Consider the following 17,987-nt stretch of genomic DNA (forward strand, 5'->3'; position numbering starts at 1 on the left):
AGGGACGGGATGTTTCCGCCCGCCCCGATTGTCAGCTCCCTGACAGCCGCCGCGGCCTCCCGGGCTCGGCGCCGGCGGCGTTGTCGATGACGGTGAGCAGGTCGCGGAGCGTTTCGCGCTGCTCGTCCGACAGCGGGGAGAGCACCTCCCGCGCCGCCTCCCGCCGGGTGCCCGTGATCGTCGCGCGGACGTCGCGGCCCTTGCCCGTCGGCCGGACGAGCAGCGAGCGGCGGTTGGCCGGATCGGGCTCGCGGGTGACGAGCCCGTCGGCCTCCAGGGCGTCCACCAGCGTCGTCGCCGAGCGGGGGACGATGTCGAGGCGCCGGGCGAGGTCGGTCATCCGCAGCGGGCCGTCGGCGCCGACGATCACGCGCAGGGCGCGCGACTGGGCGGGGGTGAGGCCGAGCGGGGCGAGCCGCTCGACCTGGTGCCGGCGGATCCGCTTGGCCGCCCGGAGGAACAGGTCGGCCAGATCGTTCTCCATGCCGCCGAGCTTAGCTCATAGTTGTGCGGAAATAATTATGAGCTAAGCTCAGTTAGCCTGAGGAACCCCGGAACGAAGGAGCCGCCCATGGCGCAGGACCCCACCGCGAACCCCGCCGCCCAGCCCGCCGCCCAATCCACCACCAAGGACTTCGACCGCCGGCGCATCGTGCGCCTGTTCGCCCCCTACCGCGCCCGGCTCGCCGTCGTGGCGCTGCTCGTCGGCCTGTCCGCGCTCGTCTCGCTGGCCTCGCCGTTCATGCTGCGGCACATCCTGGACGTCGCGCTCCCGCAGGGCCGCACCGGGCTGCTGTCCGCGCTCGCCCTCGGCATGATCGCCATCTCCGTCGCGACCAGCGTGTTCTCGGTCCTGCAGACCTACATCTCCACCGGCGTCGGCCAGCGCGTCATGCACGACCTGCGCACCGCCGTGTACGCGCACCTGCAGCGGATGCCGCTGGCGTTCTTCACCCGGACCCGCACCGGCGAGGTCCAGTCGCGGATCGCCAACGACATCGGCGGCATGCAGTCCACCGTCACCACCACGGTGACCTCGCTGGTCTCCAACTTCACCTCCGTCACCGCGACCGGCATCGCGATGCTCGCCCTCGACTGGCGGCTCACCCTCGTCACGATGGTCACGCTGCCGTTCTTCGTGTGGATCAGCCGCCGCGTCGGCGACGAGCGCCGGAAGATCACCTCGCGGCGGCAGCGGCAGCTGGCCGCGATGTCGGCGATCGTGGAGGAGTCGCTGTCGGTCAGCGGCATCCTGCTCGGCCGCACGATGGGCCGCTCGCCCGCGCTCACCGACCGGTTCGCCGGCGAGTCCCGCGACCTCGCCGACCTGGCGATCCGCGCGAGCATGGCGGGCCGGTGGCGGCAGTCCACCATCCAGATCGTCATGTCGGCGATGCCCGCCCTGACCTACTGGGCCGCCGGCCTGACCGTCTCGCAGGGCCACCCGCTGGTGTCGATCGGCACGCTCGTCGCGTTCACGACCCTGCAGACCAGCCTGTTCCGGCCGACCGTCCAGCTGCTCCAGACCTCGGTGGACGTGCAGAGCTCGATGTCGCTGTTCGGGCGGATCTTCGAGTACCTCGACCTCGAACCCGGCCTGGAGGAGCCCGCCGAGCCCCGCCCGCTGCCCCGCCCCCGCGGCCACGTCCGCTTCGAGCGCGTCGGCTTCTCCTACGAGCCCGGCGCGAAGGCGCTCACCGGCATCGACCTGGACGTCCCCGCCGGGTCGTCGCTCGCCGTCGTCGGCGAGACCGGATCCGGCAAGACCACCCTCAGCTACCTGGTGCCGCGCCTGTACGACGCCACGTCCGGCCGCGTCACCATCGACGGCGTGGACGTGCGCGACCTGTCGTTCGCCGACCTGGCCGCCGCCGTCGGCGTCGTCTCCCAGGAGACCTACCTGTTCCACGCGTCCGTCGCCGACAACCTGCGGTTCGCCAAGCCCGACGCGACCGACGCCGAGCTGCACGCCGCCGCCCGCGCCGCGCAGATCCACGACCACATCGCCGGGCTGCCGGACGGCTACGACACCGTCGTCGGCGAGCGCGGCTACCGGTTCTCCGGCGGCGAGAAGCAGCGCCTCGCCATCGCCCGGACGATCCTGCGCAACCCGCCGATCCTCGTCCTGGACGAGGCGACCAGCGCGCTCGACACCCAGACCGAGCACGCCGTCCAGCGGGCCGTCGACGCGCTCGCCGAGGGGCGCACCACCATCACCATCGCGCACCGGCTGTCGACCGTCCGCGACGCCGACCAGATCGCCGTCCTCGACCACGGCCGCGTCGCCGAGCGCGGCACCCACGCCGAGCTGGTCGCCGCCGGCGGCCGCTACGCCGCCCTGGTCTCCCGCGACGAGGACCTGACCCCCGCCGCCTGATTTCGCGGAGGCCCGGGCGGCGGCGTACTGAAAGGGCGATCTCCCTGCGCCCTCCGAACCGGAATCCTTGGCAAAGGAATCCACATCATCGGTCAAATGGAATCGGACGGCCTTCCAATGCTGAGAAGATCGGTGCGGCCGATGTGACGGTTCCGGCGGACTGGTCGCGATGACCCTTTTCCCAGGCGCGGATCGGAAAACTTGACGCGTCGGAGGTCGACTTCCGCGGCACGCTGCGGAATGGTTCCCCGCATGGATTCCCGAATTCGAACCTCCACGGCCGCCGGCCCCACCGGCTGGCTGCTCACCTTTCTCGGCGCGCGCGAGCAGGCGATGCGCTCGCACAGCGGCCTCGCGGCGGGTCCCGCGGAATGGCTGCTGGTCTTCCTCGAGGTCGAGCGGACGGAACTGGCCGCCCGGCAGCGGCCCGCCCTGCTGTCCCGCCGGGGCCGCCCCGAGGAGTACCCGTTCGGCCGCATGAACGCCCGCAGCGCATAGAGACGAAGGTCATGATCATCGAGATGTTCCTCGCCGCCCTGATCGGCGGCGCGATCGGAGTCGCCGAACTCGTCGCCCGCTACCGCGACAAGCCCGTCGCGGCGCTGCTGTCCCCGGGCGGGCTGCTGTTCGCCCTGGTCAACACCGGCGCGTCCGTGGTCGCGCTGATCGCGGTCACCGCGGCCGGCTGGCGGTTCGGGCTGCCCTACACCATGCCGCCGACCGCGCTGCTGGTCGTGCGGGTCATCGCCGCCGGGCTCGGCTCGGCCGCCGTCCTGCGCATGTCGTTCGCCCCGGCGCAGACGACTGCGACCGGCACCGGGCCGGTCGCGCTGCTCAACGGGATCCTGCGGATCGCCGACGGCGAGCTGGAGCGCAAGCGCGCCCTCAGCCGGCTCTCCCACAACGACCTCGCCGAGCTGTCGTTCGAGCGCGACCACGCCGCGCTCGCCGAGCTGTGCTGCCACCTCATGCGCGAGTTCGACCTGGCCGAGGCGCAGCGGCTCGGCGGGCTCGCCGCGGAGCTGAGCGCCCGCGACGACCTCACCGACGCCGACAAGCTGGACTGCTGGGGGCTGGAGCTGACCCGGCTGGTCGGCGAGCGGGCGCTGCGGCAGGCGGCCCGCCGGCTGCGCGACCGCCCGCACGAGGAGGCCCGCGCCGTGCCCGCCGACGACGAGCGGCTCGCCCCGGTCGCGGCCGAGCCCGACCACCCGGCCGAGCCCGCGCCGGTGCCGCCGCCGCGGCCGCCGCTCGGCAAGACCTCCCGGCTCGCCCCGCACGCGAACGGGCGGAGCGAACGCAAGTCGTTCAGCGATGTCTGACGCGCCGTGAGAACCGGTGTGCCCCGCCCGGGGCACACCGGTATTTCATTCTCCGGGTCATTTCGGCCGGACGGCCATCGGCGCCGTTTCGCCGCGCTCTTCCAGAACCGCGGCGATGCGGTGCAGCGCCTCCGCCATCGAGATCATCGCCTGCACCTGGGCGGCCGCCATGAGATTCGCCGGCGACGGGTCCGCGGCCTGCGCCTCCGCCGCCGCGTCGCACGCTTGCTGGCTCCACCAATGCACGCGCCGATCCTATTCGAACCGGCCATTTCCGCACCGGCCGCCGCGCGGTCGCACCCGAAAGGACGCAATTGCATGAGCACCCGGCCGCCCGCCCCGCACCCCGGCCCGCCGAACGTCCCGCACCCGCGCTGGACCGGCAAACCGCTCCGCCGCCTCACCACCGGGGAGCTGGCCGAGGCCCTGCAGTACCTGGAGCGGCACCGACCCGACGACGACGTCCTCGGCCGCGCGCTCGCCGGGGAGTTCGCCCGCCGCACCGCCGCCGAGCACCACGCCTTCCATTTCGACTGACCCCAGGCCCCTTCGACTGTCACCGGGCCCCGGCCCCGGCTGACCGGTGCCGGGCACTTCGCCCGCTCGCGTTGCGCCGCGGCGTCCGCGTTCGCGACCATGGAGCCGATTCGCTCCCGCGCGCGCGTCGCCGGGGGCGTCGGCGCGCGGCGGGAGGGGGCCGGATGGCCGTCGTATCGGTGGACAACGGCGCGGGCGGGGCGCGCATCCTCATCGAGGTGGACGAGTCCGACGGCGAGGCGGCCGAGGCGGCCGAGGCCGACCTGGCGGACATCTATGGGGAGGCCACCCGCGGCGGGCTCGCCGAAAAGGTGATCAGGCTGAGCCGGCCGCTGTTCAGCGAGGCGCTCGACCTCGTCGAGTCGTGCGCCGAGGCGATGCACGCGCGGCTGGAGGCGATGACCGACGCCAAGCCGGACGAGCTGGAGATGCAGCTCGCGGTGAAGCTCGACACCAAGGCCGGCGCGAAGATCGTCGAACTTGCGGGCGGCGCGCAGCTCCAGGTCGTCATGCGCTGGACCGGCCTGCGCACCGGCGATGCGGACCCCGGATGACCGCGGGCACCCGATGACCATCGAGATCCTCCCCTACAGCCGCATCGTCGGGCAGCGGCCGCTGCTGCGCGCGCTGGAGCTGTGCTACGTCGCGCCGTCGATCGGCGGACTGCTCATCACCGGGGAGCGCGGCACCGCCAAGTCCACGACGGTCCGCGCGTTCTCCCGGATGGTGCACGGCGGCGCGCTGCCGGTGACGCTGCCGATCAACGCCACCGACGACCGGGTGCTCGGCGGCTGGGACGTCGACGCGCTGATGCGCGGCGCGCCGGAGCGGCGGCCGGGCCTGCTCGAGCAGGCCCACCGCGGGCTGCTCTACGTCGACGAGGTGAACCTGCTGGACGACCACGTCGTCGACCTCATCCTGGACGTCGCGTCGACCGGCGTCCTGGTCGTCCAGCGCGAGGGGCTGGACCTGCCGGACGTCCCGGTGTCGTTCACCCTGGTCGGCACGATGAACCCCGAGGAGGGCGGGCTGCGGCCGCAGCTGCTCGACCGGTTCGGGATGGTCGTCCCGGTGACGGCGGCGCGCGGCGCGGCGGAGCGGCAGGAGATCCTGCTGACCGTGCTCAGGTTCGAGCGCGAGTGCGCGCGGGCGGCGGCGGGCGCCGCCTCGCCGTGGCTGGAGGAGGGCCGCGCCCGCGACCGGCGGCTGCTGGAGCGGCTGGCAGCCGCGCACGACGCCTGGCCCGGCGTCGAGCTCCCGCCCGCGATGGCCGCGCTGTGCGCGCGGATCGCCGAGGCTTTCGGCGCGGTCGGCCACCGCGCCGAGGCGGTGACGGCCCGCGCCGCGATGGCCCTCGCCGCCCTCGACGGCCGCCGCGAGGCCACCGCCGCCGACGTGGCGGAGGCCGCGCCGTACGCGCTGCCGCACCGCAGGCCCGACGCCTCCCACGGGGACGGCATCGGCTGGACCGGCGAGGACGCGCGGCGGCTGGCCGCGCTCGTCGCGCGGGCCTGACCGTGGCCGGGTCGGCGGCGGACCGGGTCGGGACGGCGCTGTCCTGCGCGGCCGCCGACGACCGGCTGTCGGGGGTGCTGTTCCTCGGCATGCCGCCCCGGACGCTCGTGGAGCTCGCCCGCCGGTTCGCCGACGGGTTCGGCCCGCTCGTCGTGCTCGGCGCGGGCACCGCCGACGACGGGCTGTGGACCGCCGTGGACGCCGCGCGCGACGGGCTGCGGATCGTCCCCGGCCGGCTCGCCGGAGACCGTCCCGCCGTCGCGGCCGTACCGGACCTCGCCCGCCTCAGCCTCGCGGGCCGGCGGGCGGCGGTGAGCGCGCTCGGCGCCGACGTCGCGCACGTGGAACGGCACGGGCTGAGCCTGGCGTGGCGTCCGCGGGCCCGCTGGCTCGCCGCGTGCGCGCGGGCGGACGCGGCCCGGCTGCCGCCGCACCTGCTCGACCGGTTCCCGCTCCGGATCGACGCGGCGGGGCTCGCCGACGGGGCGCGCGGCGTGCCGATCCGCCGGCCGCCCGCCGGCCTCCCCGTCCCGGAACTGGCGGAGGAGGCGGCCGCGCGGGCCGTCGAGCTCGCCGGGCCGGACGCGGGCCCGCGCACCGACCTCGCCCTCGCCCGTATCGCGCGCGCGATCGCCGCGCTCCACGGCGCCGGCGCCGCCACCACGGCCGACGTCGACGAGGCGGCGCGGCTGCTCGGGCTGCTCGCCGCACCGGGCCCCGGCGCCGCGTCCGGCCGCCCCGCCCCGGCGGACCCCGTCGACTCGGCCGGGACGCCGGACGCCGCGGGCGACGGCCCGCCGCGCCTGGTCACCGAGCCGGTCGGCGCGGTGGTCCCGGTGACGGCCGAGGCGCTCGATCCGGCCGTCGCCGAACCCGCGGGCGGCGGCGCGCCCTCCGGGCCGTCCGGCGGCGCCGCCCGGGCCCGCCCGGACGACCCGCTCGGCGACGGCGAGCGGCTGCCGCTGCGCGCCCCGCTCGCGCCCGGCCGGGGCCGCCGCGACACCCGCGGCCCGTCCGTCGGCACCGTCCATGCGACGGACCTGCACGACCTCGCCGTCGTCCCGACGCTGCTCACCGCCGCCCGCTTCCAGGCCGTCCGCTGCCCGGGCCACCACGACGCGCGCCCGCCGCATCCGTTGCACCTCGCGCCGGCCGACCTGCGCGCGCACCGCCGCGCCGCCCGCCCGCCGCTCATGGTCGTGCTGCTGCTCGACCACACCGCCGGCGCGGACTGGCCCGGCGTCCTCGCCCCCTACCTGCACTGGATGTACACCGCGCGGGCGACGGTCGGCCTGATCGAGGTCGGGACGGGCGACGACGAGCTGCGCGCCCGCCTGCTCACCACCCGCAACCTGCTCGACCCGCGGGTCGCCGCCGCGCTGGAGCGCCCGCCGGGGCGCGCGACCCCGCTGGCGCACGGCCTCCTCCTCGCCGAGCGGCTGCTGCGCAGGGAGCTGCCCGCCGCCGACGCGGTGCTGCTCGTCGCGACGGACGGCCGCGGCAACGTCCCCCTGTCCGCGAGCCACGCCGGACGGATCGTCCCGCCCGTCTCCACGCAGGGCGTGGACGACGCGCTGGCCGTCGCCGAACGCATCCGGAAGCTGGCGGTCGCGCGCAGCGTCGTCGTCGACCCCGGCCCCCGGCCCCAGCGGTTCCTGACCGCCCGGCTCGCCGAGGCGCTCGGCGCCGAACTGCACCCGGCCGGGGAGCCGGAATGGTGAACCGCTCCCGGTGGCTGCCGAAGCTCCTGGGGAGCCCGCCCGGCGCCCCGCCGCCCCGCATCGCCCCGCCGTCCCCGGAACCGGCGTCCACCGGACCCGACCTGCCGAGCGGGGAGCCGCGCGGCCTCGGCGCCGCCCCGGTGGACGTGCACGCGTCCCTGCCGGAGGCGACCGCCGAGCTGACCGTCCAGCGCGCCCGGCTCGACGGCGCCGGCGACCCGGTCTTCGAGCTGTCCGGCTTCTGCTGCTGCGGCGAGGACCTGCCGCCGGCCCGCAACGAGCGGCACGGCCGCCCGCCGCGCATCGCGCTCGGCACGCTCATCTCCGGACGGCCCGGCGGCGAGTCGCCGGCCCGCAGCCTCAACCGGATGCGCAGCTGGTCCCGGACCAAGTACGAGCTGCTCGGCTGGATCGGCCGGATCCGCGCCCGGCACGGCGACGACCTCCGGCTGATCATCTGGGACGACAGCGGGTTCGAGATCCCGTGGGAGCTGCTGTGGGTCCCCGCCGAGCCGGCGTCCGGCCTGCCCGGCGGCTGGCTGGGGGCGCTGGCCGTCGTCACCCGCTGGACGACCGTGCACGCGCCCGGCGGCCCGCTCCCGTACGCGTCCGCCGACCGCCGGGGCGGCGCCGCGGGCTACGTCGCCGACGCGATGCGCCGCGACCGCGACCTGCTCGCCGCGCATCCCCTGTCGCCGAGCCTCTGGGAGCTGATCTCCCACCTGGAGACGCCGGGACCCGGACCGGCCCTGGTCTACATCGCCTGCCACGGCGAGTACGGGAGCACCGGGTTCGACGTCACGCTCGACGGCCTGTCCGTCGGGGAGGTCGACTGGCGGACCTTCCCGCGCGTCGCGGACGGCGGCGGGCTGGTGTTCGTCAACGCCTGCCATTCGGGCCGGCTCATCGACGACCCCGAGTACAACGACGCCACCACGCGCGGGTTCGCCGAGGTGTTCCTGCGGTCCGGCGCGGCCGGGTTCCTGGGCACGGCGGGCGCCGTCCTGGAGGACGAGGCGCACCGGGTCGCCGCGCACCTGCTCGCCGGCATGGGCGCGCCGTCCGGCGTCGGCGTCGCGGCCGCGCTGCGCGACTACCGCCGGGCCGTCGCCGTGACGGACCTGCCGCCGGTGGCCGACCGCCCGCGCGGCAAGGAGCTGCTGCCGTTCGTGAGCGCCTTCATGTACTTGTACTTCGGCGGCCCGGACACGACCATCGCCTTGTACGGCGGAGGCGGGTGACATGGCGGCGACGGCCCTCGGACTGGAGGTGGAGCCGGTCGTCCGCTGGCCGCGGCGGATGACGCCCGGCACCACCTACCTCGTCGAGGCCGACCTGCGGCTCGCCGGCGACGGCGGCTGGCCGTACGAGGAGGAGGAGTTCGCGTTCACGTTCCTGCTGGACGGCGGGCCCCGGATCACCGTGGACGGCATCGGAGAGTCCACCCTGGTGCTGCACCGGTTCGGCGGGACCTACGGCCCGGTCCGCTTCGCCGCCGTCGCCGACGAGCGCGCCGGCCCCGGCTCCCTGTGGCTCAGCCTGCTCACCCCGCGCGGCGTCATCGCCCGCACCGACGAGCTGAAGGTCACCGTGGCGCCGCCCGGCGCCGACGACGAGCCCGAGCAGACCACCGACCTGCCCGACCTGACACGCCGGGTCCCGGACCGGACGCCGGCGCGGCACGGCGCGGCGCATTTCCTGACCGTGCAGCTCCAGCCCAGCGGACTCCAGGACGACGAATACCTCGTCACGGTCTGGGCGCAGGAGCAGGGCGACCACCCCGTACCGCTGCGCATGGACGACCACGCCACCCGGCTCCGCCACATCCCCGACTCCCTCGCGGAGCCGTTCGACGAGTTCCTCGGCCGGGTGGACGCGGCCGAGATGACGATCGAGTTCATCCTGCCCAACCGGCTCCTGGACCTTCCCGTGGAGGACTGGAGGGTCGGCTCGGCCCCGCTGGGTCATGTGGCGCCGGTGGTCGTGCGCAGCTACGAACGGATCCACTCCTCCGACGCGGCGCTCCACGACCGGTGGCGGCGCCACTGGGAGGGCCTGCATTCCGGTCCGTCGGTGTCGAACGCGGCGACGCAGCAGGGGTGGAGAGAACTGATGGCCGACGCCCCCGACCTGCTGATGCTCGACTTCACGCCGCCGTCGTTCGACCCCATGGTGGCCGAGGGGGTTGCCGCCGTGCTTTGGCGCCGGGAGCCCGATCCCTTCCGGCCGGGGAACGCGGATCCGCCTCTTCTCCAGATCACCGACGTGCCCCTGCTGCCCCAGATCCTCCACCGGTGGCGGGCGTCCGCCGGGCAGGCGCCCGGGTACGGGCTGCTGTGGGACGATCCCGGGCGGTTCCCTGGCGGGTTCCCGGCCCTTCGGGCACCGTTGTGAGCGACACGGCTGCGGCCGACGCCGCATCCCCGGAGACGAGGTGGCCATGACGGAACCGGACGACGGCTGGCTGATCTACCAGGGGACGGGCGTGCCGCACGGCGGCATCAGGCGCCTCCCGCCGCCGCCTCCCTGGCGCGCGTTCGGCGGGCGCGGCCCCGACTACTCCCAGCCCCCGCGCGGGTCCGAGGTGCACGAGGCCTCGCGGCGGTTCGGGAACCCGCAGTCGTACCGGACGCCCGCCGAGGCCGTGGAGATCATCAACGCGGCGCTGCTGCTGCGCCGGCCGCTGCTGGTCACGGGCGCGCCCGGCACCGGCAAGTCGACGCTCGCGTACGCGATCGCCTACGAGCTGCGGCTCGGCCGCGTCCTGTACTGGCCCGTCAACAGCCGCTCGACGCTCGCGCGGGCGCTGTACGAGTACGACGCGCTGGGCCGCGCGCAGGAGGCCAACCTGCCGCCCGAGGGCCCGGCGGTGGTGGGCGCGCCGGACGCCCCGGCCAACGACATCGGCGGCTACATCCGGCTCGGCCCGGTCGGCACCGCGCTGCTGCCCGGCCCGATGCCGCGGGTGCTGCTGATCGACGGGCTCGACAAGGGCGACCTCGACCTGCCGGGCGACCTGCTGCCGCTCATGGAGGACGGCGCGTTCGCGATCCCCGAGCTGGCGCGGGTCGCCTCGTCGCTGCCGTCGGTGCAGGTCATGACCGACGACCCGGGCGGCCTCGCGGTGCTGCGCGGCGGTCTCGTCCGCTGCCGCGAGTTCCCCATCGTGGTGATCACCAGCAACGGGGACCGCGACTTCCCGCCCGACTTCGTCCGGCGCTGCGTGCGGCTGGAGATCGCCAAGCCGGACCGGGCGCGGCTGTCCTCGATCGTCGCGGCCCATCTCGGGGCGGACGCGGCGGCCGGCGCCGAGGACGTCGTCCAGCGGTTCCTGGAGCGCGGCGAGCACGGCGACGTGGCCGTCGACCAGCTGCTCAACGCCATCTACCTGACCTCACACGGGGTCCGCGAGACGCAGCAGCGCGCCCGGCTGGTCGACCTGCTCCTGCGGGACGCGCGGGACGGCCGCCCGTGACCCTGGACCGGCTGCTCGCCCTGCTGGAGGAGACGGGCGACTCCCTCGACGCGCAGGCGGTCGCGGACGTCGTCTGGCTCGCCGGGCACCTGCCGGCGCGTCCGCTGGAGGCCGCCAAGGGGCCGTCCGAGGGCCCGCCACCGCGCGCCCCGGGGCTGGACGTCAGCGCGTCGGCCCTGGTCAAGGCCCTGCGGCCGCTCGCCCGCGAGGGCACCTCCCGCAGGGACTTCGTCCTGGACGAGGAGGCGACGGCACGCGCCTTGGCCCAGGCGCACGCGTTCTCGCCCGTGCTGCGCCCGGCGCCGGGCCACGGGCTCGACGCCGCCCTGGTCGTGGACGATGGCGCTTCGATGGTCGTCTGGCACACGTGGATCGCTGACGTCACCGGGCTGCTGCGGCGCTCGGGCAGCTTCCGCGACGTGCGCGTCCGGCTGCTCGACACCGACGGCGACCTGGTGCTGCGCGGCACCGGGACCGGGATGCGGATCGGCACCGGGAACCCGTTGGACGCGCCCGGCCGCGGGGTCGTGCTCGTATTGAGCGACTGCGTGGGCCGGGCCTGGCACGACGGGACGATGGCGGAGCTGCTGGAGCGCTGGGGGAGCGGCGGCCCGGTCGCGGTCGTGCAGCCGCTGACCGAGCGCCTGTGGCACCGCTGCGGACCGGAGCTGGTCCGGGTGCGGTTCTCGGCGCGGGCGTCCCACATCGCGACCGCCAACGACCGGCTCCGCGTCGCGACCTCGTCGGGGGAGCCGGTGCCGCCGGGCGTCCCCGTTCCCGTCATCCGGCTCCAGCCCGACTGGATCACCTGGTGGGTCCGGCTGGTGACCGGACGCACGGGCGCCGCGCGCGAGGGCGTCGCCCTGTTCACCGGGGCGCCGCTGCGCCGCGTCCCGCCGCAGGAGCCGGTGCCGGGCTCGCCGCAGGAGCCGGTGCCGGGCTCGCCGCAGGAACCGGGGCCGGGCTCGCCGCAGGAACCGGGGCCGGGCTCGCCGCAGGAACCGGGGCCGGGCTCGCCGCGCGACCGGGTCGGGCGGTTCCGGGCGGCGGCGTCACCGCCGGCGTTCCGGCTCGCCGTCCGGCTGTCCGCCGTGCCGCTGACCCTGGACATCATGCGGATGGTCCAGGCCGGCACCGGCGGCGCCGGCGAGCAGCAGCTCGCGGAGGTGCTGCTCGGCGGGCTCCTGCACCGCGTGCCCGCCCCGGGCGCGACGTACGACTTCGCCGCCGGGGTCCGCGCCGAACTGCGCTCCCACCTGGGCGCCGAGGAGGCGCGGCGGCTCGAACGCCGGGCGGCCGAGCACCTGCGGGCCCGCACCGACCGCGCATGACGGGCCCGGCGGGGGTAGGAAGGGCCGCATGGGACGTGATGTGAGGGTGCGCCGCGTCTACGACGACGCCGCGGACGGGGACGGCGAGCGGATCCTGGTCGACCGGGTGTGGCCGCGCGGGCTGTCCAAGGACGAGGCCCGGCTGGACCGCTGGGAGAAGGACGTCGCGCCGTCCACCGAGCTGCGCAAGTGGTACGGGCACGATGTGGACAGGTTCGAGGAGTTCCGGCGCCGCTACGACGCCGAGCTGAAGGACCCCGACCGCGCGGCGGCGCTGGACCGCCTGCGCGACGACGCCGATCCGGGGCCGCTCACGCTCCTCACCGCCACCAAGGACGTGGACCACAGCCAGGCCGCCGTGCTCGCGGCCATCCTGAGCTCCTGACGCGACTTGCTACTCGGCGGTAACTGAGTATCCGCGCCCATGCGCCGGGACGGCCCGGTGCGGCACCGTGTCCGGCATGAACGATCGGACCACCGCCCTCGGCCGCCGCCTGGTCCCCGCGGCGCGCGCCGTCCTGTGGGCGCAGGCGGCGCTGCTCGTCTGCGCCGGGGCGGCGATGGTCGCCTTCGGCGAGGCGGCGACCGGCGCCGAGGCCCGCGTCGGCACGGCGATGATGGTCCTGGCCGTCTACCCGTTCGCGCTGTCCGCCGCGGCCGTCGCGCTCGCCGCCGCGTTCCGCGAGCGCCGTCCCGGTCTCCGCGGCTGGACCGCGGGCTATGAGGTGTTCCTCCTGCTGGTGACCGGCCCGTTCGTCAACTACCCGTCTCCCGCCGTCGCCACCCTCGGCCTGGTCTCCATCCTGACCACCACTTTCGTCATCGCCACCATGGCCTCCCCCTTCGCCGCCCCCCACTTCCCGGGCCGCCCGGCGAACGCTTTGCCGCCCGCGGAAGATCATTTGAAGGCGGCCGGGTAGGCGGCAGGAGGTACGGACCGACCTGCCTCGAGGAGACGCCATGCCCTACGGATCGGCCGCCACCGGCGGAACGCTCGCCTACACCGGACTCGCGATGGGCCACATCTGGCTCGCCGCCGCCGGCCTCGGCCTGGTGCTGCTCGGCACCGTGCTCGTCAGGTTCGGGTTCCGGCGCGGGCGTGAGCCGCTTGAGCGCTGAGTTCCGGGCGCCGACCGCGCGGTACGCACCGCCGCGGACCCGCATCATGCTGGCGGCCCTGCCGCTGGCCGGGTTCGCGGCCTGGGCCATGACCCATCTCGTCGCGGTCGTCACCACCTTCCGCACCCCGTTCGGAGCGACCTGCGTCGCCTGGACGGTGTCGCTCCTGGCGCTGTGGTGGATCCCGGTGTCCTGGCTGGAACGGCCGTTCCGCGCGTCCGGCGAGCGGCGCGCCGCCCTGGACGCGCTGACCGTGGCCGTCCAGGTGCCCGTCTACAACGAGGACCCGGCGGCGTTGCGGGCGTGCCTGCGGTCGGTGCTGGACCAGAGCCGCCGCGTCGACCGCGTCCACGTGGTCGACGACGGGTCCGCGGACGCCGACGGGAACCCGGTCGCCTTCGACGCGGTGCGCCGCGGGTTCGAGGACGCCGCACGCGCGCTCGGCATCGAGACCACCTGGCGGCGCACCCCGAACCGGGGGAAGCGGTTCGCGCAGATGCACGCCCTCGCCGGCGACGACGCCGACGTCTTCGTCACCCTCGACAGCGACTCCGTCCTCGACCGGCACGCCGTCCGCGAGGGGCTGCTGCCGTTCGCGGACCCGCGCGTGCAGTCGGTGGGCGGGCACGTCCTCGTCCTCAACCGGACGGCGAGCCTGCTCACCCGCATGACGTGCGTGCTGTACCTGCCGTTCACCCGCGGCGTGCGCAGCGCCCAGTCGGTGCTGCGGCGCGTGACGATCAACTCCGGCACGCTGGCGTTCTACCGGGGCGAGGTGGTGCGGCGCGCCGCCGGCGTGTACGAGCACGAGCGGTTCGCCGGCCGCCCGATGCAGATGAACGACGACTCGATGCTCACGTTCTACGCGCTGCTGGCGGGCGACACCGTCCACCAGCCGAGTTCGATGGCGTTCACGCTGGTCCCCGAACGGCTGGACCACTACCTGAAGCAGCAGTTGCGCTGGATGCGCGGCACCACCGTCCGGCACCTGTGGTGGCTGCGGTACATGCCGGTGACCGGTGCCGTGTTCTGGATGACGGTGAGCGAGTACCTGCACCTGGTGCTGGCGCTGCTACTGCCGTCGGTGCTGCTGGTGGACCCTGCCTACCGGGCGCATTTCGGTGCGGTGGCGTCGTCGGGAGTGCAGGCGGGGATCGTCCTGAGCTACCTGTCGGCCCTGCGCATCTTCACCGTCCGGCGCAGCGACGAGCCGGTGTGGGCGCGCGCCGTCCTGTTCGCGTGCACGCCGTTGATCGCGCTGTGGCGGCTGTTCGTCCTGCGGCCGCTGTACCTGTACGCGATGTGCACGTGCCGGCGGGTCGGCGACTGGGGGACGCGCAAGGCCGTCGAGGTCTCGCTGGCGGAGAGCCGATGAGGGAGGGTCTCTTTGGGGGCGGGGCGGGGCGGGGCGGGGCGGAGCGGGGCGGGGCGGTGCGTCAGGCGGTGGGGAGGCCGAGGGCGCGGAAGGTGACGCGCTGGTCGAACCAGAGCAGCCCCACGGTCACGGCGGCCATGCCGGCGGCGAGGGCGAGGTGCGCGGCGGTGCCGGTCACGTCCGCGCCGATCGCGCCGAGCACGACGTGCAGGCCGACGCGCAGCGCGATCAGCCCGAACGCGATCTTGCGGGTGCGGCCGTTCTTCAGCATCGCCTTGACCAGCTTGATCCGGCGGCGCAGCACGGTCAGGCCGACGACCGCGTTCACCGCCCCGATCCCCACGAGGACGATCCAGGCGAAATGCCAGACGTGGCAGATGTCGTACGCCGCGCCGAGCACGCCCTCGAAGGCGAAGAACCAGGTCGGGAGCGGCTTGATCGCGTCCAGCCCGTCCGGCCGGGCCGGGGCGGCGGTGGCCTGCTGGCGGGTGAGGGTGGCGTTCATGTCCGCTCCTTGGGGTGCCGTGTCCTGCTGACCCCTTGATCGTGCCGTCCGGAGCGGGGACGGCGGCAGAGCCGTTCCTCGCAGGTTCGGCCAGGACAAATGTCCTACCCCCGGGTCCCGGGCTAGCCGGCGGTGGCCAGGGCGGTGGCGTGCGCCGTCACCAGGGTGCGCAACGCGCGCTCGCTCGCCTCGTCGGCCGGGGTGAGAACGAAGAGCCGCTGGTCGGAGCCGTCGAGCGCGGCGAGCATGTCGTAGGCGACGGTCATCGTGCCGGCCGTCGCGTGCCTGATCCGCTTCGTTCCCCGCGACCGCTCGTGGACGTGCTGGTCGTCCCACCATGCGGCGAAATCGCGGCTGGCCGCCCGCAGCTCGGCGATCAGCTCGGCCAGCCGCGGGTCGTCGGGATGGCGGGCCTGGTTGACGCGCAGGTTGCCGACCATCTCGCCGGAGAACTGCACCCAGTCGAGGTTGGTCTCGCGGATCTCCGGCTCCAGGAACAGCATGCGGGCCGTGTTGTTCAGGCGGCCGTGGCCGAAGTCCGGGCCGAACAGCGCGGACGCCGCCGCGTTGCAGGCCAGGACGTCGAACCGGAAGTCCACCACGTAGGCGGGCAGCAGCGGCATCCCGTTGAGGACCGCACGCAGGCTCCCGCCCAGCGGCGCCGGGACGTGCTCCGGCGGCGGTGCCTCACCGCGCGCGATCAGATGCAGGTGGACGCGCTCGGCGGGCGACAGCAGCAGCGCGGCGGCGATGCCGTCCAGGACCGCCGACCCCGGCGTGCCGACCCGTCCCTGCTCCAGCCGGACGTACCAGTCGACGCTGACGGCCGCGAGCTCGGCCACCTCCTGCCGGCGCAGGCCGGGCGTGCGGCGGCGGGCCACGCCGGCGAGCCCCACGTCCTCCGGGCGGACCCGTTCCCGCGCGGCCCGCAGGAAGGCCGCCAGCTCGTCGCGTCGTGGCGTCATGGTCCTAGCATCGCCCATCCTGGGGGCGGCGAGGGTGGCACTCCGCGTACCAGGATGCGGACGGCCTGTACCAGTCCGCGAGACGGCGTGATCGTTGGAGCCATGAGGAAACGAGCCGTCATCGCACTGTCCATCGCCGTCACCGCCGCGTCCGTGTCCACCGCTGCTGCGCAGACCGGACCCGAGTTCGGCTACCACAAGGTACGCGCGGGCGTTCCGGAGCACGTCGCCCGCTTCAGCGTGACCAGCCCCGACCTGGCCCGCGGCCGGTTCCCCGCCGCGTCCTACTCCGACTCCTTCGGTTGCACGGGCGGCAACGTCCCGCCGCGGCTGACCTGGTCCGGCGCTCCCGCCGCCACCAGGAGCTTCGCGGTCACCATGTTCGACCGCGACGCCCCCACCGGCAGCGGGTTCTGGCACTGGTCGGTGCGGAACCTGCCGGCCACGGCCCGCAGCGTCCCGGCGGACGCGGCCGCGGGCGTCAACGACGCCGGCACGGCCTCCTACCTGGGCCCCTGCCCGCCCGCCGGCGACGGACCGCACCGCTACGAGATCACGGTGCTGGCCTTGGACGTCCCGGACGCGGGCGTCCCCGCCGCCGCGAGCCCGGCCATGGCGTCGTTCGCCATGGGCTCGCACGTGATCGCCGCCGCCCGCATCACCGCCACCGCCGCCTCTTGATCCGCCCCGTCCGCCGGTCTCGGCTGCTTGACGCCCGACCGCAAGCAGCTGAGACTGGGCGGACTGGCAGGGGGAGGATCTCTTGGACGGGACACCGGCGGTCTCCACCGAAACTCACGCGGCGCTGCACCGGCAACTCGTCGCCGAAATCGAGGCGCGGTTCCTCGCGCCGCTGGACGCGCTGCTGGACGGGACCGAGCCGCTGGCCGTCCTCCGCCGCCGGCTGGACGCGGACGCGCAGATGTGGGCGACCCGGATGCTCGGCCCGGACGAGGCCCAGGCCAGGTCCGCCGCCGCGCAGGTCCTGGCGGTGGTGCGGCCCTTCGACCCGCCGCCGGACTGGTGGGGAACGCCGTTCGGACGCGTCGTCCTGCGGCTGATCGGACACCCCGCCCGTGAGTCGGTCAGCCGCTCGGTCGCCGGCGCCATGCTCGGCATCACCCGCCAGGGCGTCCAAGACCTGGTCAACCGCGGCAAACTGACCCGCCACCCGGACGGCGGCGTCAGCGTCGCATCGATCCGAGCCCGCGCCAACCGGTGAACGCGCTGGAGGCCCTCGAGGCCGAGGCCCGGTGTGCCGCCCGCACCCGTTCCCTTCGCTCTCCGATGGTGTGACGCTGCACCTGCTCGACGACCCCGTTCCACCAACCGGGGCCAGGACCTTCCGGCCGTCGCCTTGCCGAGAAACGCGGTGGCCATTACATGAACTACCTCGCCAACAGTACCGATGCGCCGAACTCCTCGGAGGATAAAGTTCGGCCGTGTTCTCCTCGACCGCATCACTCGGAATCGGGAGTCGTCGGCGCGGGCAGCGGTGAAGCCTCGACTGCGATCGGCCGCTGAGGCTTGTCCGGTCGCATGGCCCTCGCCGATCTGAATGGGCGTCGGACGCTGATGACTATGCGACTGTAATGCCGTCCCGCATCGGGGGGATCGGCCGCTCCGACGGCGCGTGGTACGAGGACATTGCTTCCAGGGATTGGATCCGGCGCTTCCTTGGTACTGGTGAAGTCTCCTGAGAGTCGAAGGTGGCATTTTAGTGGGGATAGGGACGGGGTGAGGGG

21 protein-coding genes are annotated in these 17,987 nt (G+C 74.8%); 17 read left to right on the top strand and 4 right to left on the bottom strand.

Annotated features, from left to right (window positions below; genetic code table 11):
* Positions 1 to 31: 31 nt before the first annotated feature.
* Positions 32 to 484 (bottom strand): MarR family winged helix-turn-helix transcriptional regulator, encoded by a 453-nt coding sequence (locus tag QP089_RS04970; protein ID WP_285910085.1) that lies wholly within the window; start codon positions 482 to 484, stop codon positions 32 to 34.
* 87 nt (positions 485 to 571) lie between these two features.
* Between QP089_RS04970 and QP089_RS04975 the strand changes: the two genes are divergently transcribed.
* From QP089_RS04975 to QP089_RS04985, 3 genes are all read left to right on the top strand, one after another.
* Complete coding sequence (locus QP089_RS04975) at positions 572 to 2,377, top strand: ABC transporter ATP-binding protein (RefSeq protein ID WP_285910086.1); 1,806 nt, start codon at positions 572 to 574, stop codon at positions 2,375 to 2,377.
* Positions 2,378 to 2,629: 252 nt separating this feature from the next.
* Entirely contained in the window at positions 2,630 to 2,875 is a 246-nt protein-coding gene (locus QP089_RS04980; protein ID WP_285910087.1) for a hypothetical protein, read from the top strand.
* 11 nt (positions 2,876 to 2,886) lie between these two features.
* Positions 2,887 to 3,699 (top strand): hypothetical protein, encoded by an 813-nt coding sequence (locus QP089_RS04985; RefSeq protein ID WP_285910089.1) that lies wholly within the window; start codon positions 2,887 to 2,889, stop codon positions 3,697 to 3,699.
* Positions 3,700 to 3,756: 57 nt separating this feature from the next.
* Here the strand turns inward: QP089_RS04985 and QP089_RS04990 are convergent, their stop codons facing one another.
* Positions 3,757 to 3,945: a hypothetical protein gene (locus tag QP089_RS04990; protein ID WP_285910090.1), complete on the bottom strand. Its 189-nt coding sequence runs from the start codon at positions 3,943 to 3,945 to the stop codon at positions 3,757 to 3,759.
* 72 nt (positions 3,946 to 4,017) lie between these two features.
* Between QP089_RS04990 and QP089_RS04995 the strand changes: the two genes are divergently transcribed.
* From QP089_RS04995 to QP089_RS05050, 12 genes are all read left to right on the top strand, one after another.
* On the top strand, positions 4,018 to 4,236 hold the full coding sequence (locus tag QP089_RS04995) for a hypothetical protein (protein WP_285910091.1): 219 nt from the start codon (positions 4,018 to 4,020) through the stop codon (positions 4,234 to 4,236).
* A gap of 164 nt (positions 4,237 to 4,400) precedes the next feature.
* The gene (locus QP089_RS05000; protein ID WP_285910092.1) at positions 4,401 to 4,790 is read left to right on the top strand and encodes a CU044_2847 family protein; all 390 of its coding nucleotides are present in this window, start codon (positions 4,401 to 4,403) and stop codon (positions 4,788 to 4,790) included.
* 13 nt (positions 4,791 to 4,803) lie between these two features.
* Positions 4,804 to 5,751 (top strand): AAA family ATPase, encoded by a 948-nt coding sequence (locus QP089_RS05005; RefSeq protein WP_285910093.1) that lies wholly within the window; start codon positions 4,804 to 4,806, stop codon positions 5,749 to 5,751.
* A gap of 2 nt (positions 5,752 to 5,753) precedes the next feature.
* Positions 5,754 to 7,472: a hypothetical protein gene (locus QP089_RS05010; protein WP_285910094.1), complete on the top strand. Its 1,719-nt coding sequence runs from the start codon at positions 5,754 to 5,756 to the stop codon at positions 7,470 to 7,472.
* A complete protein-coding gene (locus tag QP089_RS05015; RefSeq protein ID WP_285910096.1) occupies positions 7,466 to 8,713 on the top strand; it encodes a CHAT domain-containing protein in 1,248 nt (415 codons plus the stop codon). Before QP089_RS05010 ends, QP089_RS05015 begins: the two co-directional genes overlap by 7 nt.
* Position 8,714: 1 nt before the next feature.
* Complete coding sequence (locus QP089_RS05020) at positions 8,715 to 9,866, top strand: VMAP-C domain-containing protein (RefSeq protein WP_285910097.1); 1,152 nt, start codon at positions 8,715 to 8,717, stop codon at positions 9,864 to 9,866.
* Positions 9,867 to 9,912: 46 nt separating this feature from the next.
* Positions 9,913 to 10,947: an AAA family ATPase gene (locus tag QP089_RS05025; protein WP_285910098.1), complete on the top strand. Its 1,035-nt coding sequence runs from the start codon at positions 9,913 to 9,915 to the stop codon at positions 10,945 to 10,947.
* On the top strand, positions 10,944 to 12,278 hold the full coding sequence (locus QP089_RS05030; RefSeq protein WP_285910100.1) for an SAV_2336 N-terminal domain-related protein: 1,335 nt from the start codon (positions 10,944 to 10,946) through the stop codon (positions 12,276 to 12,278). The genes QP089_RS05025 and QP089_RS05030 overlap by 4 nt, the downstream gene beginning before the upstream one ends.
* 28 nt (positions 12,279 to 12,306) lie before the next feature.
* Positions 12,307 to 12,663: a DUF488 domain-containing protein gene (locus tag QP089_RS05035; protein ID WP_285910101.1), complete on the top strand. Its 357-nt coding sequence runs from the start codon at positions 12,307 to 12,309 to the stop codon at positions 12,661 to 12,663.
* A 76-nt stretch (positions 12,664 to 12,739) separates the two neighbouring features.
* A complete protein-coding gene (locus QP089_RS05040) occupies positions 12,740 to 13,198 on the top strand; it encodes a hypothetical protein (protein ID WP_285910102.1) in 459 nt (152 codons plus the stop codon).
* A gap of 40 nt (positions 13,199 to 13,238) precedes the next feature.
* Positions 13,239 to 13,397 (top strand): hypothetical protein, encoded by a 159-nt coding sequence (locus QP089_RS05045; protein ID WP_285910103.1) that lies wholly within the window; start codon positions 13,239 to 13,241, stop codon positions 13,395 to 13,397.
* Entirely contained in the window at positions 13,378 to 14,772 is a 1,395-nt protein-coding gene (locus QP089_RS05050) for a glycosyltransferase family 2 protein (protein ID WP_446474003.1), read from the top strand. The genes QP089_RS05045 and QP089_RS05050 overlap by 20 nt, the downstream gene beginning before the upstream one ends.
* A gap of 61 nt (positions 14,773 to 14,833) precedes the next feature.
* Here QP089_RS05050 and QP089_RS05055 read toward each other — a convergent pair whose 3' ends face one another.
* A complete protein-coding gene (locus QP089_RS05055) occupies positions 14,834 to 15,277 on the bottom strand; it encodes a hypothetical protein (RefSeq protein ID WP_285910106.1) in 444 nt (147 codons plus the stop codon).
* Positions 15,278 to 15,399: 122 nt separating this feature from the next.
* Positions 15,400 to 16,242 carry a helix-turn-helix transcriptional regulator gene (locus QP089_RS05060; protein WP_285910107.1) on the bottom strand — a complete coding sequence of 281 codons (843 nt, stop codon included), beginning with the start codon at positions 16,240 to 16,242 and terminating at the stop codon, positions 15,400 to 15,402.
* Positions 16,243 to 16,344: 102 nt separating this feature from the next.
* On the opposite strand from QP089_RS05060, the gene QP089_RS05065 reads away from it, so the two are divergent.
* Together QP089_RS05065 and QP089_RS05070 are read left to right on the top strand one after the other, a co-directional pair.
* Entirely contained in the window at positions 16,345 to 16,923 is a 579-nt protein-coding gene (locus QP089_RS05065) for a YbhB/YbcL family Raf kinase inhibitor-like protein (protein WP_285910108.1), read from the top strand.
* Positions 16,924 to 17,005: 82 nt separating this feature from the next.
* Positions 17,006 to 17,464 (top strand): hypothetical protein, encoded by a 459-nt coding sequence (locus QP089_RS05070; protein ID WP_285910109.1) that lies wholly within the window; start codon positions 17,006 to 17,008, stop codon positions 17,462 to 17,464.
* Positions 17,465 to 17,987: the final 523 nt, after the last annotated feature.

Origin of the sequence: Actinomadura opuntiae (assembly GCF_030283205.1) — a bacterium.
Lineage (GTDB): Bacteria > Actinomycetota > Actinomycetes > Streptosporangiales > Streptosporangiaceae > Spirillospora.

What these genes read in the sequence shown, in the direction of transcription:
- QP089_RS04970 (WP_285910085.1), bottom strand. Translation starts at nt 484, where the DNA reads ATGGAGAACGATCTGGCCGACCTGTTCCTCCGGGCGGCCAAGCGGATC.
- QP089_RS04975 (WP_285910086.1), top strand. Translation starts at nt 572, where the DNA reads ATGGCGCAGGACCCCACCGCGAACCCCGCCGCCCAGCCCGCCGCCCAA.
- QP089_RS04980 (WP_285910087.1), top strand. Translation starts at nt 2,630, where the DNA reads ATGGATTCCCGAATTCGAACCTCCACGGCCGCCGGCCCCACCGGCTGG.
- QP089_RS04985 (WP_285910089.1), top strand. Translation starts at nt 2,887, where the DNA reads ATGATCATCGAGATGTTCCTCGCCGCCCTGATCGGCGGCGCGATCGGA.
- QP089_RS04995 (WP_285910091.1), top strand. Translation starts at nt 4,018, where the DNA reads ATGAGCACCCGGCCGCCCGCCCCGCACCCCGGCCCGCCGAACGTCCCG.
- QP089_RS05000 (WP_285910092.1), top strand. Translation starts at nt 4,401, where the DNA reads ATGGCCGTCGTATCGGTGGACAACGGCGCGGGCGGGGCGCGCATCCTC.
- QP089_RS05005 (WP_285910093.1), top strand. Translation starts at nt 4,804, where the DNA reads ATGACCATCGAGATCCTCCCCTACAGCCGCATCGTCGGGCAGCGGCCG.
- QP089_RS05015 (WP_285910096.1), top strand. Translation starts at nt 7,466, where the DNA reads ATGGTGAACCGCTCCCGGTGGCTGCCGAAGCTCCTGGGGAGCCCGCCC.
- QP089_RS05020 (WP_285910097.1), top strand. Translation starts at nt 8,715, where the DNA reads ATGGCGGCGACGGCCCTCGGACTGGAGGTGGAGCCGGTCGTCCGCTGG.
- QP089_RS05025 (WP_285910098.1), top strand. Translation starts at nt 9,913, where the DNA reads ATGACGGAACCGGACGACGGCTGGCTGATCTACCAGGGGACGGGCGTG.
- QP089_RS05035 (WP_285910101.1), top strand. Translation starts at nt 12,307, where the DNA reads ATGGGACGTGATGTGAGGGTGCGCCGCGTCTACGACGACGCCGCGGAC.
- QP089_RS05040 (WP_285910102.1), top strand. Translation starts at nt 12,740, where the DNA reads ATGAACGATCGGACCACCGCCCTCGGCCGCCGCCTGGTCCCCGCGGCG.
- QP089_RS05045 (WP_285910103.1), top strand. Translation starts at nt 13,239, where the DNA reads ATGCCCTACGGATCGGCCGCCACCGGCGGAACGCTCGCCTACACCGGA.
- QP089_RS05055 (WP_285910106.1), bottom strand. Translation starts at nt 15,277, where the DNA reads ATGAACGCCACCCTCACCCGCCAGCAGGCCACCGCCGCCCCGGCCCGG.
- QP089_RS05060 (WP_285910107.1), bottom strand. Translation starts at nt 16,242, where the DNA reads ATGACGCCACGACGCGACGAGCTGGCGGCCTTCCTGCGGGCCGCGCGG.
- QP089_RS05065 (WP_285910108.1), top strand. Translation starts at nt 16,345, where the DNA reads ATGAGGAAACGAGCCGTCATCGCACTGTCCATCGCCGTCACCGCCGCG.